We start from the raw sequence: 16615 nt of genomic DNA, 5'->3' as shown, positions 1-16615 counted from the left end.
AAGATGAAAAAGGTGTTTTATTTTGGCTGTATCTTTTATTTTTTTATTGGGACCATTCATGTGTTTTTTGGCAGTTTAACGCCTTATTTGCTGTCTAGTTATGATAAGGGTCCTGGGGAATTATCTTCTTTAATCTTCTTTCAGTTTATTGGTTTTTTGACAGGCGTTCTTTTGTCGCCAATTCTTGTGAGGAAAAAAGGTTATGGGGCTGTCCTGACAATGGGGTTGCTGCTGATGATCGGAGCGCTTCTTCTTGGCCTTTTAGTGCCGGGCTGGACGATTCTTGTGGTGGCAGGTTTTTTCCTTGGGAGCGGTGCAGGCAGTCTTGAGACGACGGCCGGGGCGTATGTGATTTCAATGGCAAACAGTGCAAAGCGAATCAGCATCATGGAGGTCTTTTTTGGATTAGGTGCGCTATTGTTTCCTCTATTGATTCTGTTGACTGTGACAGAGGAAACGTGGCATTATGTGTTTTTATTTCAAGTCGGTGCACTGACTTTTTTCCTTATGCTGTGGCTTACTTTTATGAATAAACTCCCTCAAGGACAGATGGCAGCTCCTTCTCAAGACATGAAGAAACCATCTTTGCTGTTTGATCGAGGGAATCGAATGATTGTCGTGCTGATGATCTGTTTTGCGTTTTTCTACGCAGGAATTGAAACGAACTTTGCGAACTTTTTACCGTCGATCATGCTGGAAAAAGGGGGAGACAACTGGGGTCTTTTTGCGGTCTCTACTTTTTGGACAGCGATCGTCATTGGCAGAACTGTCATTGCGAGAAAAGCCGATCAGCTGCATCCGCTGCGTTTTTTAAAACTAAGTGCAGCACTTATGATTGTGCTGCTCGCCGTATTTGCTCTAGCCACCCACATCGCTGCGCAGCTGATTCTTATCTTTTTCATTGGTCTGTGCGCAGCTGGCATGTTCCCCATTGCCTTGACGGCTTCTGCATTAATGATTGAAAATGCCATCGACGAGGCAACTAGTTATTTTATTGCCGCCGCTAGTTTAGGTGGAGCCTGTTTGTCCTTTTTGATTGGGTTTAGCCTTGAGTGGGCAGGTGCGGCAAGCGCCGTCTTTGTTTTCGCCTTTTTAGCTGTTCTCCTTTTTGCGGCTGCCATTCAAATGAATCGATCTCGGAAAAAAGAGACCGTACCCTCACAGCCACCGGCGATGAAAGCCGATCGATAAGCAGCTGATCTGGTGGCTCCTCCTTTTGTATAGCTTATCTTCAGAAAAGGTGACGAAGGACTTGTACTAAAACAACGAGAGTGTGAATAACATGTACAAGTCAGCATCAAAAGGAGGACGTCTATGTGGCGGTGTTTTTTGGTTATATCTTTTTAGGGTTGTCACTTTCAGCGCCTGTTGGGCCAGTCAATGCAGCCCAAATCGACAGAGGGATTAAAAGTGGATTTTGGCACGCTTGGATTTTTGGTGTGGGGGCTATGGCTGCGGATATTGTCTATATGATCCTCATCTATTTTGGTGTCGCCCAGCTTTTGACTGCACCTCTTGTGAAAACCTTTTTGTGGCTGTTCGGCTTTTTCGTTCTGACCTATACCGGTATTGAAAGCCTTCGTAAAATCAATTTGCATCAAAGCCCAAAGAAGGACGGAGGAAACACGTCGATCGGGCATTCGTTCATGACGGGATTTTTCATTTCCCTTTCCAATCCGCTTAGTATATTATTTTGGCTTGGGATCTATGGCAGTATTTTAGCCAATACGATTGAAAAGTACGGGGCATCTCAAATGCTGATGTACAGCATTGCTATTTTCATCGGCATGCTCTTATGGGATTTCTGTATGGCGCTGCTCGCCAGTACGTTTAGACGATATTTAAATGAACGGATTTTGCACGGCTTATCCGTTCTGGCAGGTCTCTCTTTACTCGGCTTCGGTGCTTACTTTGGATATCAAGGGATCATGGCGCTCATTGGATAGAATGGTTGATAAGAAAAAGGGCTAAAATCTAAATCATTTTAGCCCTTTTTCATATTTGACAATAATAGGACACTCTTCAATAATGATGGAAGATACATAAAATTGAAGGAGTTTTTGCCATGCGTATGTTCCTGCCAGCATTCAACTATGTGTGTATGCTGATTTTGTCTGTGATCACAGCGACATTCGTTTATACCATGTTGTTTGCCCTACCTGAATCCAGATTCAGTTATGTGGAGGTCACCAGTCTTTTTATTTTGATCGCTTATGTCCTATTTGCTGCACCTATCCAAATGGTTTTACACCGTCATCCTGAGAAGTTTCGGCGCCGTGATTTATTGGTTTATTTTATCGGGGCGTGGGTGGTTTGTTCGGCGCTTGCTTTATGGATTGATTATGGTGTTGTCGTCTTTATTAGCTACAAAGTTTATCTATTTAGCTTTTGCGCGGCCTTTATTTATTGGCTGCTTGATTCAGTCTTTTTAAAGAAGAAGAATCAATCATAAAGGTTTTTCCCGTTTTTTCTCCTGAAAATGAACGTGTATGACCTTCGAGAATCCGCTTGATACAAAAGCAAGAGCCGTCATCAGAAGGACCCAGTATAGATTGCTAAGGTCAAATCCAGTATAAACGAAGATGAAAATCATCGAGATCACGGACGTTAATATGAGGACAGGCCATATCCGTTTAAATAGCAGATAACCAACAAATCCCCAAAGGAAAGCCATCACTGGTAGTGTAAATAAGATCAGATACATCGGATGGAGAAAAAGAAGACGCATGTCATTCACCCATTTCTTTTATGATGACCGACTCTATTAGATAGAGGCGGCTAAATGATGATATGCAGAAGCATACTCATACATGATTAGATAAATGGAAGTGAATTCCTGCTTCATCCGGCAAATCAACCACCTTGTGAATGTCCAGTGAAAGTCGTTGAAGGACAGTCACCACAGCTTTTTCCTCCTCATAGGCTATGGAGAAGACGCTAAAACGAGGTGGAAAAAAATGGCCCAGCTGTATGCAAAAAGTTGCCTTGATCAAAATCTACGATCACTAGATGAATGGAAGCAGGATGCTTTCACACAGTTTGGAGAAATGGTCGGTGATGAGGCAGATACATTTCCGTGTGTACCAGGCAGACAAGGATTTTTTCTCGATCATTTGCGTTATGGGTTTGTCGGTGATCCGCGGGGAGAAGAGGCCGTGAATGAATTAGCAGAGCTTTTAAGGGAATACCAAAGCTGCTCTAGGGAAACCGGTCAATATGCTTCGTTCATTTGCTTTTTTGAAACACCGCAGGATATGAAGGAGTATTCGCTCGAAGAGTATGAGGAGCAGTTTTGGTCGATGGTTCAGCAATTACATCAAAAGGATGAAATGAAATGGCCAGAGGAAATTCCATCAGATCCTGAAAATCATGAATGGGAATTTTGTTTTCATGGGGAGCCTTATTTTATTTTATGCGCGACACCAGCGCATAAGCTAAGAAAAAGCCGTCATTTTCCTTATGTGATGTGGGCCTTTCAACCAAGGTGGGTGTTTGAAAAGATGAACGGTTCCACCACATTTGGTCAAAAAATGAGTAAACTCGTTCGGAAGAGGCTGAAGGCGTATGATCAAGTAGATGTACACCCAGCATTAAAATGGTATGGGGATCAGAAAAATTTAGAATGGAAACAATACTTTCTTTCAGATGATGAGGCGGAGAAACCAGCCTCCGCCAAATGTCCATTTACTGCTTTAAAAAACATGATGAAATTATGATGCGGCCTGATCCTGTTTCCACTTTTTTCTCATAAAGAGTACCATGATGCCAATGACAGCAATGATTCCAAGGCTTATAAAAAAGCCAGGTCGTCCGCTTGCCTCTGTCAGAGTACCTGAAACAGCTGCACCAATTAAGATCAGGGCAAGAACCATTTCGCACGTTTGGCGAGTGGATGGCTTTGACAGTTTTTTGCTTGAAAGCAGAATAAACACCCATGTGTACAAAAGAGTTAAACCGGCTGCCGTTGTGAGATGCTCGTAAATGTGTTTGGACAAAAAGAGTGCCAGCAAAATCGAGACAATCAACCCTGCAGCAGTTAAAAGAATTGAAGACCATCTGACATGAGATGGTTCTTTTTGTTTAAAACAAGCAGGTGCATCCTGATGCTCCGACATCGTGCCGAGCAGTGTTGTGACCGCATAGAGGGAGGCAACCAATGTGGAAAACCCCGCAATAATGAAAATGCCATTAAAAATATGAAGGAAAATCGATAAATGAAATGGCTCCAGTGATGTAATAAATGGACTGCTATTCTCGTTAAAGGCTGTCACTGGCACAAGCAAAAGCGCAAGTCCGATGGAGACGATATAAATGACAGCAAGAATGATCAGCATCACACGTCCAGATTTTGCGGCGTCCTTCGGGTCTTTTAAATGAACCGCCATCAGCCCCATGACTTCAATCCCCCCGAAAGCATAAAACGCATAAATTAGCCCATTCCATAGACCGAGCGGACCGAGCGGCATCCATTCGTGGTCTTTATTTGGAAGGTGAAGGGTGGGCCTATGCTCTGTGAGAATGCCGCATAAAACAAGAACGGCAAGGACGACAAACAATAGGATCGCCCCGGTCTTCAGCACGGCAAGGACATTTTCCGTCTTTTGAAAAGAAGAAAGCCCAATGATAATCACAAGCAGGGCAAGAGCGGAATAAATCGCTGAAAATACCCAAAGTGGAATGGATGGAAACCAGTGACGAGTAAAAAGAGAAATCGCCGTCAGCTGACTCCCTGTGATGAGCATTTCTGAAAACCAATACACCCAGCCATTACTAAATCCCGCCCAGCGCCCATAGGCTTTTCGGGCATAGGAACAAAATGATCCTTTATCTGGGTTTTCGGCTGTCATCGCAGCCAGGTGTTTAAAGACGAGATATGTGCCGACTGCCGCAAGCAAAAATGAAATGCAGACGGAGTAACCGGACTTTGTAATGGCGATGCTGGAACCAAGGAAGAAACCAGTGCCGATTGTACAGCCGACTCCGATAAGAGAAAGCTGCCACCAAGATAAAGATTGTTCTTCTTTCAATGCATGTGCAACACCTTTCTGATTCAATAGCATTAGCTTGTAACCGCCTCTTTTTTTTATACATGATCAAGAGGACGTTTTGGGCATACTGTCAACATGGAAAGGAGTGCATGTGATGAACGGAGAATACGTAATTTTACCAAAGGATGGGCTTGGTTTTCGGTTAGGAAAAGGACAATGTATGCGAGTGGTTGATGTCGAAGGGCAGCAAGTAGCAGACGTGATGGCCTATCATGAAAAGGATTTTTATGAAAAATTTGATCAAGGCGCTACAATGGACAGCCTGTTCTCTTCCAAGGTGAAAAAGGGAGATCAGCTTTATTCTAATTTATATAAACCAATGTTTACGGTCATTGAAGATACAGTTGAATGTCATGATTTATATATGCCTGCGTGCCGGCAAGAAATGTATCAGCTCTTATATGGGCGTACGCACCTAGAGGTCATGCATACATGCTACGATAATCTCAGGACGGCCTTTGAGCCATTCGGGATTCCAAAGGAGGATATGTATTATCCTTTTAATGCGTTTATGAATACAGTCATTGATGACAAAGGAAAACTGTCTGTCGAGCTACCAAAATCGCTCCCCGGTGATTACATCCGCCTGCGTGCAGAAATGGACCTCATTGTCGCGGTGTCTGCATGTCCTGCCGACATTGGAAAATGCAATGGCTCAAGCTGTACATCCATCCGAGTGGAGATCGATTGAAAAGGAAAGACCAGTCAAAGCGGCTTGGTCTATTTCGTTTGTGAATGTTTGATCATTTATGAAAAAGGGGAACGTCTAAAAAATATCCTTTATCAAAACATGATATAATAAAGTGGCTAAAATCGTTGGTAAACCAATTGAATTGGAAGTAAAACCTGTTCTCTTCATGTAGAGGATGCTTAGGAGGAAAAGTGTATGAGTTTGCAGAAAAAAATCAGCCAAGAGTTGCATGTGCAGCCCTCAATTGACCCAAAGCAGGAGATCGAAAAACGGGTTGGATTTCTAAAGGCTTACTTGAAAAAGACCGGTGCAAAAGGATTCGTTCTCGGTATTAGCGGCGGACAGGACTCAACGCTTGCCGGCCGTCTCGCTCAGCTCGCTGTAAGTGAGCTTCGTCAAGAAGGAAAAGAGGATGCTGTCTTTATTGCAGTCCGTCTACCGCATGGCACGCAGCAAGATGAAGACGATGCGCAGCTGGCTCTATCATTTATTCAGCCGGACAAGTCTTGGAAATATGATATCGCGCCTGCCGTGACGGCATTCAGTGAACAATACCAAAAGGAAACAGGCGGTGCGCTGTCTGATTTTAATAAAGGGAACGTCAAAGCACGCATGAGAATGATCGCACAGTATGCCGTCGGTGGACAGGAAGGCTTACTTGTCATTGGAACGGATCATGCAGCTGAAGCTGTGACGGGCTTTTTCACGAAGTATGGGGATGGCGGTGCAGATGTCCTTCCGCTCACAGGTTTAACGAAACGCCAAGGACGGTTGTTGCTTGAGACCCTTCAGGCACCGGAGCGATTATACTTAAAGAAACCGACAGCCGATCTGCTGGATGATAAGCCTCAGCAAACGGATGAAACAGAACTTGGTATTACGTACAATGAAATTGATGATTACTTAGAAGGAAAACCAGTTTCAGATCAAGCAGCAGAAGCGATTGAAAAACGCTATGTTCAATCAGAACATAAACGTCAAGTACCAGCTTCTATGTTTGATGACTGGTGGAAATAAAATAAGTGACCTCTCCAGAAGATGGAGGGGTCTTTTTATGTCAAATTTCAGCTGAATTTGACAGAATGAATCGAAAATGGTTCATTAATTAGTAGAACGATCTACGTAAGTCTGTTTGACTAAATAAAGGATGAATTGAAGAATAAGTGGTGAAATAATTAGTTCGATTCACTTAATTTCTCTTCAAAAGACAGTATTTTCAGAAAAAATGATTGACGATAAAAACGAATGCGCTTACAATGAAAACACATTCCAAAAAGTGAAATTGAATTCCACTAGACGGAATAAAAGGAGTCGTTCATCTCCAAATAAGAGGCTAAAGGAATGATTCACACAATGAAAAATCGAAGTGCACTGGAAATATACAAAGAAGGAGGCGCTTGGTGGGAGACTGAGATTAGTCATATTCAAAAAAATTCAATTGAACTTCGGGGCTATCCAATTGAAGAGCTTATTGGTCAATTATCGTATCCACAAATGCTTTATTTACTGCTTGTTGGTGAATTACTAGATGATTCTAAGGCAGCTCTTTTTGAAAGTGTTCTGGTCGCAGGTGCGGATCATGGGCCAAGAGCACCGTCTATTGCAGCGGCAAGAATGGCGGTTACGTGCGGCATTTCGTTTAATTCTTCTGTTGCAACAGGGGTGAATCTATTAGGTGATATTCATGGCGGAGCTGGTGAAAAGGCGATGCGTATGTTATACGAAGCCAAAGCAGCCTACGATGAACACAAGGATATCAAGTCTGCTGCAAAGCAAGTATGTCAGACGTGGTTAGCTCGCAAGGAAAAAATTCCGGGAATCGGTCATCAGCTGCATGATGATGATCCTAGAGTGAGACGGCTGTATGAGCTGAGTCAAACATATGTGCAGCAAGGTGATATCAGCGGAACGTACTTACGGTTAGCTGAGGCGATTAGACATGAGCTTGAACAATTAAAAGGGAAAAAAATCACGATGAACATAGATGGTGTATCTGCTGCGATCCAATGTGAATTAAGTATTCCAGCTGAAGCGGCAAAAGGCATCTTTTCCTTATCGAGAGGAATGGGCATCGTGGCGCATGCATATGAAGAGCTGACAAAAGGTGCCCTAGTGAAAGGACCTTGTCCGAATGAAGAAAGACTTGTTCGTTATGCGGGGGTCGGGACGCGTCACTTGAAGGAGGGTGAGAGAATTTGAGTGAATTGAAAGCGTTGTCATATATAAACGGCGAATGGCTGGATGCAAACCATGTCAAAGAAGACATTATCAATCCATACTCTGGGGAAATGATCGGTACATCCTATCTTGCCTCCTCAGAAGATATAGAACAGGCGCTTTCTATTGCGCAGCAAGCTAAAAAACAAATAGCGGCAATATCAGCATTAGAACGCTCAACGCTTCTAACAAAGGCAGCCGCCTTATTGGAAGAACAAAAAGAGCATTTTGCAAAACTCATTTCTTTAGAATTAGGCAAACCACTTAAAAATACAAGAGATGAAGTCTCACGATCAATTGAAACGCTGGCGCAGTCAGCCGAAGAAGCCAATCGACTAATCGGTGAGACCATTCCTGGCAATGTATCTTCCCGTGGACAGAGAGCAATGGCGATGACATTTAAAGTGCCGGTTGGGGTTGTGCTGGCGATTACGCCTTTTAATGCGCCTCTCAACTTAATTTGTCACAAAATCGGTCCAGCTTTTGCGGCAGGGAATGCCATTATTTTAAAACCAGCACCGCAAACATCAGCTGTTGCCACAGCGTTTGTTAAGCTCCTGCTTGAAGCAGGGTTTCCAGAAAAGAGCGTGCAGCTTGTGATTGGAGGAGTAGACGCCGGCAAGCAGTTAGTCACTGATGAAAGAACCAATCTTGTTTCTTTTACTGGCGGTGCGGTGGGCGGAGAACATATTTCAAACTCTGCTGGATTAAAAAAGGTACTGCTGGAACTCGGAGGAAATGGAGCGACGATTGTTCATCATGATGCAGATATCGAGCAAGCCGCCTCTCTTTGTGCCAAAACGGGCTTTAGCAACTCTGGTCAAAGCTGTATTTCTGTTCAAAGAATTTATGTTCACAAGCAAATTTTGTCGACATTTACTGAGACACTTAAACAAAAAGTAGAACAGCTCGTCGTTGGAGATCCGCTGTCTAGTGAAAGTGATATCGGCTGTATGGTTGATGTACAGGCAGCAAAACGTGTGGAGGCATGGATACATGAGGCAGAGAAAATGGGTGCCGAGCTTCTATCTGGAGGACAACGAAATGGCGCAAGCATCACACCGGCTATTTTGCTAAACCCGCCAAAACAAGCCAAGGTCGTCTGTGAAGAAGTGTTCGGTCCAGTTGTCAGCATTCTCCCATATGAGGAGCTGGATGAGGCAATCAAAGAAGCAAACGATAGTCGATATGGTTTGCAGGCAGGTGTCTTTACGAATCAGCTGGATGTTGCGTTACACGCAGCAAAAGAGCTTGAAACTGGTGGCGTAGTCATCAATGGGACATCGAATTTCAGACTAGATCACTGGCCATATGGCGGGATTAAACGAAGCGGTATTGGAAGGGAAGGCCCGCGTTTCGCCATCGAAGAGATGACCGAAACCAAAATGGTTGTGCTGCCAAATGGTCTATAAAGGGGGCAGATGGATGTGAATGTCTTTCAGCAAAAGGTGAAAAGTGCGCAGACAGGCGGTCAGCCGATGATTTGTACGCCGCTCATTGGACAAACAAAGGAAGAATTGTTTCTTGAAGTTGAGGTGTTAGCTGAGAAGAAGCCTGATGTGATAGAGTGGCGAGCGGATTTTTTCAATCACCTCAATGACAAGGAACAAGTCATCGACACCCTAAAAGGGATGATCGAAAAGGCAGATAACATCCCATTTTTATTCACCATTCGTTCTGAAAAAGAGGGCGGCGAACGCATCTCACTCTCAGAGGATGAAAAAGTTTCCCTGCTTGTCGAGCTTTGTGCCACTCAGCTTGTGGCTGCCGTTGATTTTGAATTAATGCATGATGTCTCGCATATCCAGCAAGTCAGTCAGGCGGCTAAGAGAAACGGGGTCATCTTGATTGTGTCGTACCACGATTTCCAGCGTACCCCGGAGGCGGATCGGCTCGTAGAGCTATTCATCAATGCAGAATCGGTTGGTGCCGACATTGCAAAGATCGCCGTCATGCCGCATTCCTATGAGGATGCATTGACACTGCTCTCTGCGACTGGCAAGGCGAACAAGCACCTGTCCATCCCCGTTATTTCGATGGCGATGGGGGAATATGGCGCCTTCACAAGAATGGTAGGTGGACTCTTTGGGTCTGTCATGACCTTTGCTGTAGGGAAAGAAAGCTCGGCACCTGGACAAGTTGCGATACAGGATTTGAATACCGTTCTATCGATTGTGTTTTCAAAGAATCAGTGAGTAGCAGATTCATAGCTGCACCGTGAGAGGAGAGAAACATGAAGAAGAATATATCTACACAGGTCATTCAGTATTTAGAAAATCGAGGAGTTGAGCATATCTTCGGTCTGTGCGGTCATACGAATATTGCTTTTTTATCAGCGCTAGAAAAAAGCCGTATTCAATTTGTGAATGTCAGACATGAACAGATAGCGGCGCATGCAGCAGACGGTTATGCACGAGCGAAGAAACAGACGGCTGTTGTGCTCAGTCATTTAGGTCCTGGACTCACCAATGCGGCAACAGGCGTAGCGAATGCCGCACTCGATTCCATTCCAATGGTTGTCATTGCAGGAGATGTTCCAAGTCATTACTACGGAAAGCACCCACACCAAGAAATCAATCTTCATTCCGATGCTTCTCAATACGAAATTTATCGCCCGTTTGTGAAAAGAGCATGGCGAGTCGACATTCCAGAATTATTTCCAGAAATATTATCAAAAGCGTTTCAGTTAGCTGAAAGTGGCCGCCCTGGGCCAGTCCTGATTTCAGTTCCGATGGATGTGTTCTCAAAAGACTTAGATGTGTCGTTATTTGAACAAATCGCTCATCATACACACACCGTTGAAAAACCATCTATTGATGATCAAACAGCGAATCGGATAATAGATCGATTGCTGCAGGCAGACAAACCGCTCTTATATGTAGGGGGAGGCATTTTACTAGCCGATGCAGCAGAAGAGTTAAAGGCATTTTCTGACCATTTGAGTATCCCTGTTGCCCATTCTTTGATGGGGAAAGGGGCGATGCCGGATGATCATCCAATGACCCTTGGCATGACAGGGTTTTGGGGGACGAAATTTATCAATGATCAGTGTAAAGCAGCGGACTATATATTGGCTTTAGGCACCCGTTTTGCTGAAGCAGATGCGAGTTCGTGGGAATCGGAGTATACGTTCAATTTCCAATCAACCAAGCTCATTCATATTGACATTGATCCGAATGAAATTGGCCGGAACTATCCTGTTGAAATTGGAGCGGTAGCAGATCTCAAGCAGGCGTTGACTGTACTCAATCGTGTGGCGAAAGAAAGGCTGCCAGAAGGTCTGGATCGCCCTCAATTGAAAAAAGACATTGCGGCATATCGTGAGGAATTTCAGAAGAGTAATTTGACGAATATTCAAGACGAGTCTTTCCCAATGAAACCACAGCGTATTTTGCAGGAAGTGCGAGAAGTATTGCCGCCGGATGCTTTCATTACAACCGATGTTGGCTGGAATAAAAATGGGGTCGGACAGCAATTTCCTGTATACACGCCAGGCACTATTTTAACCCCAGGTGGTTTTGCGACGATGGGATTTGGCGCTCCCGCTGCACTTGGAGCAAAGATTGCCCAGCCTGACCGTGTCGTTGTATCACTTGTTGGGGACGGCGGATTCGGTCAAAATCCATCTGTTCTCGCAACAGCCATGGAAGAAAACATTCCTGTCGTGTGGATTGTGATGAACAATAGTGCGTTTGGGACGATCGCCGGCTTGCAAATGGCACACTATGAAACGACTTACGGCACTGTGTTTAGAAAAGATGGAGAAAGCTATTCGCCTGATTTTGCAGCCATTGCAAGAGGTTATGGGATGAAGGGGATCAAAATTACGGCGGCTTCTGAATTCAAAGAAGCTTTGGCTGAAGCAATCGCTTCTCAGGAGCCATGTGTCATTGATGTAGCGATGAAAAATGATCCAGTGCCTACTGATGGACATTGGAACATTAATGATATTTATTCACCAAATACAAAACGTTCACATGTCAGTGTGAACTAAACATGACTAGGGAGGAATCAACAATGAAAATTAAAGTATTAAATCCATTTCAAGACGGTCATCCATTATGGTTAGGTTTAGATCATCCAGAAGAGAAAATGATTCGGAAAGTGTTTCAAACGATCACACCAGATACCGTAGGGTCAGAGCATATGATGGCAGGTCTCACTATTTTTGAGCCGGGCGAAGCAAGCTCGGTACACAATCACCCGGGTTCAGAGGAATTTGATTATGTGATTAAAGGGTCTGGCGAAGTCATTTGCGATGGAGAAAGACAATCATTTAAACAAAATGACTTTATGTTTATTCCAGATGGTGTCTCACATCAGCATGTGAACACAGGGGACGAACCTTTATGGCTGATTTGGCTCTATACACCGCAAGGGCAGCTTCCGAAGGACTAAAAAACCTTGCACGAGAGAAAGAAGAAAAGGGGCTAAAATAGAAAGCATTTTAGCCCTTTATCAATTGAACGAAAGGGAGTCAAGCAATGAATAAGAATACACCGCTTGAAGGAATCAAAATATTAGATGTTTCTACAATGATTGCTGCACCATACGGCGCGGTGCTTCTAGGGGATTTCGGTGCAGAGGTCATTAAAGTCGAGATTCCCGGAAAAGGGGATACACTGCGGCATGTTGGCCCTTTTGCAGATGGTGAACCTTTGAGATGGTCAGGGCTTTCAAGGAATAAGAAATCTCTTACACTCGATTTGCACAAAGAAGAAGCAAAAGACATTTTTAAAAAGCTTGCAGCGCAGGTTGATGTGATCATTGAAAATTTTCGTCCGGGAACACTTGAAAAATGGGACGTTGGGTACGATGTATTAAAAGAAATCAACCCTCGTTTAATTATGATTCGTGTTTCGGGTTATGGGCAAACCGGTCCGTTTAAGGACAAGGCGGGATTTGGTACACCTGCGACGGCGTTTAGCGGCTTTACATATATTCAAGGGTTTCCAGATCGGCATCCAGTCAGCCCTTCCTTTTCCCTTACGGATTATATCGCAGGAATCTATGTGGCGTTTGCCACTGTGACAGCGATGTATTACCGTGACACACATCCAGAAGGAACTGGGCAAATGGTGGATTTGGCTCTCTATGAATCTGTGTTCCGCATGTTAGAGTTTTTGGTTGCTGAATATGACAAGCTAGGGAAGGTGCGTGAGCGTTCACCGGGGTTAAGCGGTCATTCAAGCCCTGCCGGCACCTATGAGACAAAGGACGGGCATTATTTGGTTCTTGTGACGAGTACAGATTCGACCTTTAATCGATTGGCAGAGGCGATGAATCGCTTAGATTTACTAGAGAACGAGAAATTCTCTGTGAATGCAGCCAGGCTGAAGCATAACGATGAAATGGATGCGATCGTCTCGCAGTGGATTGCGTCCAAAACAAGAGATGACGTCCTAGACATTCTAGATACACATGGTGTGCCTGTGAGTCCGATTCTAAGCATTCGGGATATCTTTGAGCATCCGCAATTTAAAGCACGAGAAAATATTGTCGAGGTGCATCACCCGCGACTTGGAAAAGTGAAGGTGCCTGGGATCATTCCGAAGTTTGAAAAAACCCCCGGTAGTATCCGCCATATTGCGCCTGATTTAGGTGAACATAATTATGAAATTTTAACGAAAATGCTTGGCTTCACAGAAGAAGAGTGTAAACAGTTAGAAGAAAAAGGGGTCATTTAAGACACTCAACCGATCCGCACGCTGCGGAAACAAAGGAGGATGGTTATGAAAGTGCATTCAGAACTGAAGGGGAACGACTTGCGGCCTGCTTATGCGAAACCAACAAAAGCTCGTTTCGGCATCTTGATTCTGTTGTTTTTTATTACCGCTATTAACTATATTGATCGAGCCAGTGTATCCATTGTTGCACCTGCGATTCAGTCTTCATTGCAATTAAACCCTGCCTTATTAGGCCTCATCTTTTCAGCATTTAGCTGGACCTATACAGCCATGCAGATCCCTGGCGGCTTTATTCTTGATAAGTTTGGATCAAAGGTAACGTATGGAATATCACTTGTGACTTGGTCTATTTTCACCGGTTTACAGGCGTTTGCGAACAGCTTTGCCTTCTTATTTGGCTGCCGTTTGTTTATCGGAATTACAGAATCTCCCGCATTTCCTGCGAATAACCGCATTGTGACCACATGGTTTCCAAGGCGGGAACGCGCATTTGCAACAGGGGTTTATACCGCTGGAGAGTATGTGGGGCTTGCATTTGCGACACCTCTTCTTTTTTGGATCATGACAACTTTCGATTGGAGAACCGTCTTTATCACTGCTGGTGCGCTCGGTATTATATTTGCTTTCTTTTGGTACAAGTATTATCACGAACCGAAAGAGCATCCGAAGATCAATGAAGATGAGTTAGAATTGATCCGTCAAGGCGAAGGGTTGACAGTGGCATCACAGGAGAAACTGAAATGGGCAGACTTTGCCGCACTTTTAAAATATCGTAAATTGATTGGACTCTATATTGGTCAATTTTCTGTTGCGTCTACCCTCTTTTTCTTTTTAACATGGTTTCCGACCTATTTAGCAGAGGCGAAAAATATGGCCTTTCTCAAAGTGGGTTTTGCGGCATCCCTGCCATACATCGCTGCATTCTTTGGAGTGCTGTTTGGAGGCTATGTGTCTGACTGGCTGCTTAAAAAGGGTGTATCGGTCAATGTAGCGAGAAAGCTGCCGGTTGTGGTCGGTCTGCTTCTGACAAGTACCATTGTTTTAGCGAATTTTACAACGAATATCCCGCTTGTGCTGACCATTTTATCCATCGCTTCCTTTGCACAAGGACTGTCTAATATCTCCTGGACCATGCTGTCTGAGGTGGCACCACGAGAAATGGTCGGTCTGGCTGGCGGAGTATTTAACTTTTTTGCTAACTTATCCGGCATCATCACCCCGCTGATTATCGGATTCATCGTATCGGCGACAGGCTCTTACAACGGCGGTATTTTATTCGTCAGCTTAGTGGCATTAGGCGGAGCGTTGTCGTATATCTTTATTGTAGGTAAGATTGAACGGATTCAATTAAAATAATAGAGAGTAAGAAAAAGAGAACTCATTGGGTTCTCTTTCAGCGTGTAGACAAACCCTCGCATTCAGTGTCAGTCCTGTGTGCCGGTGCTCACGAATGTCAAAATCGCTCCGCGTCGGTACTCGTCCTTCCTAGGGCTGAAAAGGTTTTCTATCACACTGAAAAAAAGACAAAGGGCTAAAATCAAGTTCATTTTAGCCCTTTGTCAACAATCTTGAAAGAGAACTCATTGGGTTCTCTTTTTCTATGAATAAAAGATGACGGTGATGATCGTTGCACATGCGATCCCCATGCTGATATAAAAACCAGCAAACCAGATATTCCATCGAGTGATTCGGTAAGGATTGACCTTCATCAAATCTGCTAATAGGGAGACAGATACATTATATGGGCTAAACATGACCGTTGAGGTTCCAGCGATAATGAACATGATGGCGATGGGAAGGGCAGGCAGTTCATGAATGACAGGTGCCATCAAGCTCACTAAGAGAGCAAGCGAAACGAGCGGGTGAAAACCGCAAAGAGCGGTGATGAGAAAATACAGCCCGATGACCCCATAAACCCAAATGGCATGATCTGATATACTGACGATAAATGCTTGAATCGGCTGCAGGCTGTTTGTGACAAGCAGCATATCGACAAAGAAGCCCGCGCTTAAAAATAGACACATATAATTGGAGAGCTGACGGGTTCGTTCTTTCCAATGGGGAATAGAGACAGCTACATATTGTTTTCGTTTTTTGATGATAGACGAGAATAATAGAGCGAAAGGAATAATCGTCAGCACAACAGCGAACAGATAACCTTTTCCAATCCAGGCGTCAACAAGCGAAACGACTGTCATAAAATTGAGCAGCATGAAAGCAAGCTGAAGGGTTTTTCTCTTGATGCGATGAGGGTTGGAGTGAACTTCTGCCGGCTGGATGATATGCGGCAATCGTTTGCTTTGACGAGAAAACAGCAACCAATCCGTCAACAGCACAAGCACCATTAAACAAAACGTAACGGGTGCAATCTGATAATATTTCAATTTGGTTGCATCAATGGTGACACTCACCAGTACTTCGACAGGACTCCAGCTAAGACATAGCGCATATGACCTTAAAAGATTGCGCGTATAAAGGTGCTGTTTGACTTGTTCCTGAAGGGCGTTCAGCGATGGTTTCAAGGATGTATATAATAAGGGAATCGTTGCGATATTTAAAAACATACCAAGAACATGAGTGACAAATGAACTCTTGCGATAAAGCTGATTTGTGCTCGTTGTATGTAAGGTAAGCAGTTTATTTAATTGAGTATCGAAATGTCCAACGTGTATGAGAGAATGAATAAATGGCAGCATGAAAAATAAAGAAAGCAAGCCTAACATGGAATGAAAATGAAGAAAAAGCGTATGCAAAGGCTGTTCTGACCAGAAAAATAACACCAATCCAATCAAGAGAAACATAGCACCCGTTTTCAAATAAAGCCCACTTGCCTTCTTAAAGGAAATGGTGAGCGAAGCAGTCGCCAGCAGACCAACCAAATAGGAGAGAATGGGAGCAGGGAATAGTTGATGAACGATGTATAAGCTAATAAGAAGTGTGAAAAGTAGCAGGTAGATCATGATATCTCCTCC

General features: G+C 44.0%; 15 protein-coding genes. 13 read left to right on the top strand and 2 right to left on the bottom strand.

All coding sequences use genetic code 11. From position 1 onward, the window contains the following. Window positions 1-3 precede the first annotated feature (3 nt). From ACRRMM_RS15545 to ACRRMM_RS15530, 4 genes are all read left to right on the top strand, one after another. A complete protein-coding gene (locus ACRRMM_RS15545) occupies window positions 4-1191 on the top strand; it encodes an MFS transporter (RefSeq protein WP_428828756.1) in 1188 nt (395 codons plus the stop codon). Between the two features lie 125 nt (window positions 1192-1316). Further along, complete coding sequence (locus tag ACRRMM_RS15540; protein WP_428828757.1) at window positions 1317-1946, top strand: LysE family translocator; 630 nt, start codon at window positions 1317-1319, stop codon at window positions 1944-1946. 119 nt (window positions 1947-2065) lie between these two features. After that, a complete protein-coding gene (locus ACRRMM_RS15535) occupies window positions 2066-2452 on the top strand; it encodes a UPF0715 family protein (RefSeq protein ID WP_428828758.1) in 387 nt (128 codons plus the stop codon). A 505-nt stretch (window positions 2453-2957) separates the two neighbouring features. Further along, complete coding sequence (locus ACRRMM_RS15530) at window positions 2958-3716, top strand: YqcI/YcgG family protein (protein WP_017366569.1); 759 nt, start codon at window positions 2958-2960, stop codon at window positions 3714-3716. On the opposite strand, the gene ACRRMM_RS15525 is transcribed toward ACRRMM_RS15530, so the two are convergent. Next, a complete protein-coding gene (locus ACRRMM_RS15525) occupies window positions 3711-5060 on the bottom strand; it encodes an amino acid permease (RefSeq protein WP_007498290.1) in 1350 nt (449 codons plus the stop codon). The genes ACRRMM_RS15530 and ACRRMM_RS15525 overlap by 6 nt on opposite strands. Before the next feature lie 82 nt (window positions 5061-5142). On the opposite strand from ACRRMM_RS15525, the gene ACRRMM_RS15520 reads away from it, so the two are divergent. The 9 genes from ACRRMM_RS15520 (at window position 5143) to ACRRMM_RS15480 (ending at window position 14999) form a co-directional block, all read left to right on the top strand. Next, window positions 5143-5739: a DUF1989 domain-containing protein gene (locus ACRRMM_RS15520; RefSeq protein WP_138825020.1), complete on the top strand. Its 597-nt coding sequence runs from the start codon at window positions 5143-5145 to the stop codon at window positions 5737-5739. A 195-nt stretch (window positions 5740-5934) separates the two neighbouring features. Continuing rightward, on the top strand, window positions 5935-6756 hold the full coding sequence (nadE, locus tag ACRRMM_RS15515; RefSeq protein ID WP_007498287.1) for an ammonia-dependent NAD(+) synthetase: 822 nt from the start codon (window positions 5935-5937) through the stop codon (window positions 6754-6756). 324 nt (window positions 6757-7080) lie between these two features. Then, window positions 7081-7938, top strand: coding sequence for a citryl-CoA lyase (locus ACRRMM_RS15510; RefSeq protein WP_080995733.1), 858 nt, complete (start codon window positions 7081-7083; stop codon window positions 7936-7938). Next, window positions 7935-9368, top strand: coding sequence for an aldehyde dehydrogenase family protein (locus tag ACRRMM_RS15505; protein WP_428828759.1), 1434 nt, complete (start codon window positions 7935-7937; stop codon window positions 9366-9368). Before ACRRMM_RS15510 ends, ACRRMM_RS15505 begins: the two co-directional genes overlap by 4 nt. Before the next feature lie 9 nt (window positions 9369-9377). Further along, window positions 9378-10151, top strand: coding sequence for a type I 3-dehydroquinate dehydratase (gene aroD, locus ACRRMM_RS15500; protein ID WP_428828760.1), 774 nt, complete (start codon window positions 9378-9380; stop codon window positions 10149-10151). A 38-nt stretch (window positions 10152-10189) separates the two neighbouring features. After that, window positions 10190-11950, top strand: coding sequence for a thiamine pyrophosphate-binding protein (locus ACRRMM_RS15495; protein ID WP_017366574.1), 1761 nt, complete (start codon window positions 10190-10192; stop codon window positions 11948-11950). Between the two features lie 23 nt (window positions 11951-11973). Then, on the top strand, window positions 11974-12354 hold the full coding sequence (locus ACRRMM_RS15490) for a cupin domain-containing protein (RefSeq protein WP_008342095.1): 381 nt from the start codon (window positions 11974-11976) through the stop codon (window positions 12352-12354). A gap of 86 nt (window positions 12355-12440) precedes the next feature. After that, entirely contained in the window at window positions 12441-13643 is a 1203-nt protein-coding gene (locus ACRRMM_RS15485) for a CaiB/BaiF CoA transferase family protein (RefSeq protein ID WP_039963209.1), read from the top strand. A 45-nt stretch (window positions 13644-13688) separates the two neighbouring features. After that, window positions 13689-14999: an MFS transporter gene (locus ACRRMM_RS15480; RefSeq protein WP_025206713.1), complete on the top strand. Its 1311-nt coding sequence runs from the start codon at window positions 13689-13691 to the stop codon at window positions 14997-14999. Between the two features lie 242 nt (window positions 15000-15241). Here ACRRMM_RS15480 and ACRRMM_RS15475 read toward each other — a convergent pair whose 3' ends face one another. Beyond that, window positions 15242-16603 (bottom strand): hypothetical protein, encoded by a 1362-nt coding sequence (locus ACRRMM_RS15475; protein WP_255836189.1) that lies wholly within the window; start codon window positions 16601-16603, stop codon window positions 15242-15244. Window positions 16604-16615 lie beyond the last annotated feature (12 nt).

The organism is Bacillus sp. XT-4, from assembly GCF_050864245.1.
GTDB classification, from domain to species: domain Bacteria; phylum Bacillota; class Bacilli; order Bacillales; family Bacillaceae; genus Bacillus; species Bacillus altitudinis.
Note: the sequence above shows the minus strand (reverse complement) of the source record. Positions and strands in the feature narration are given on the sequence as shown.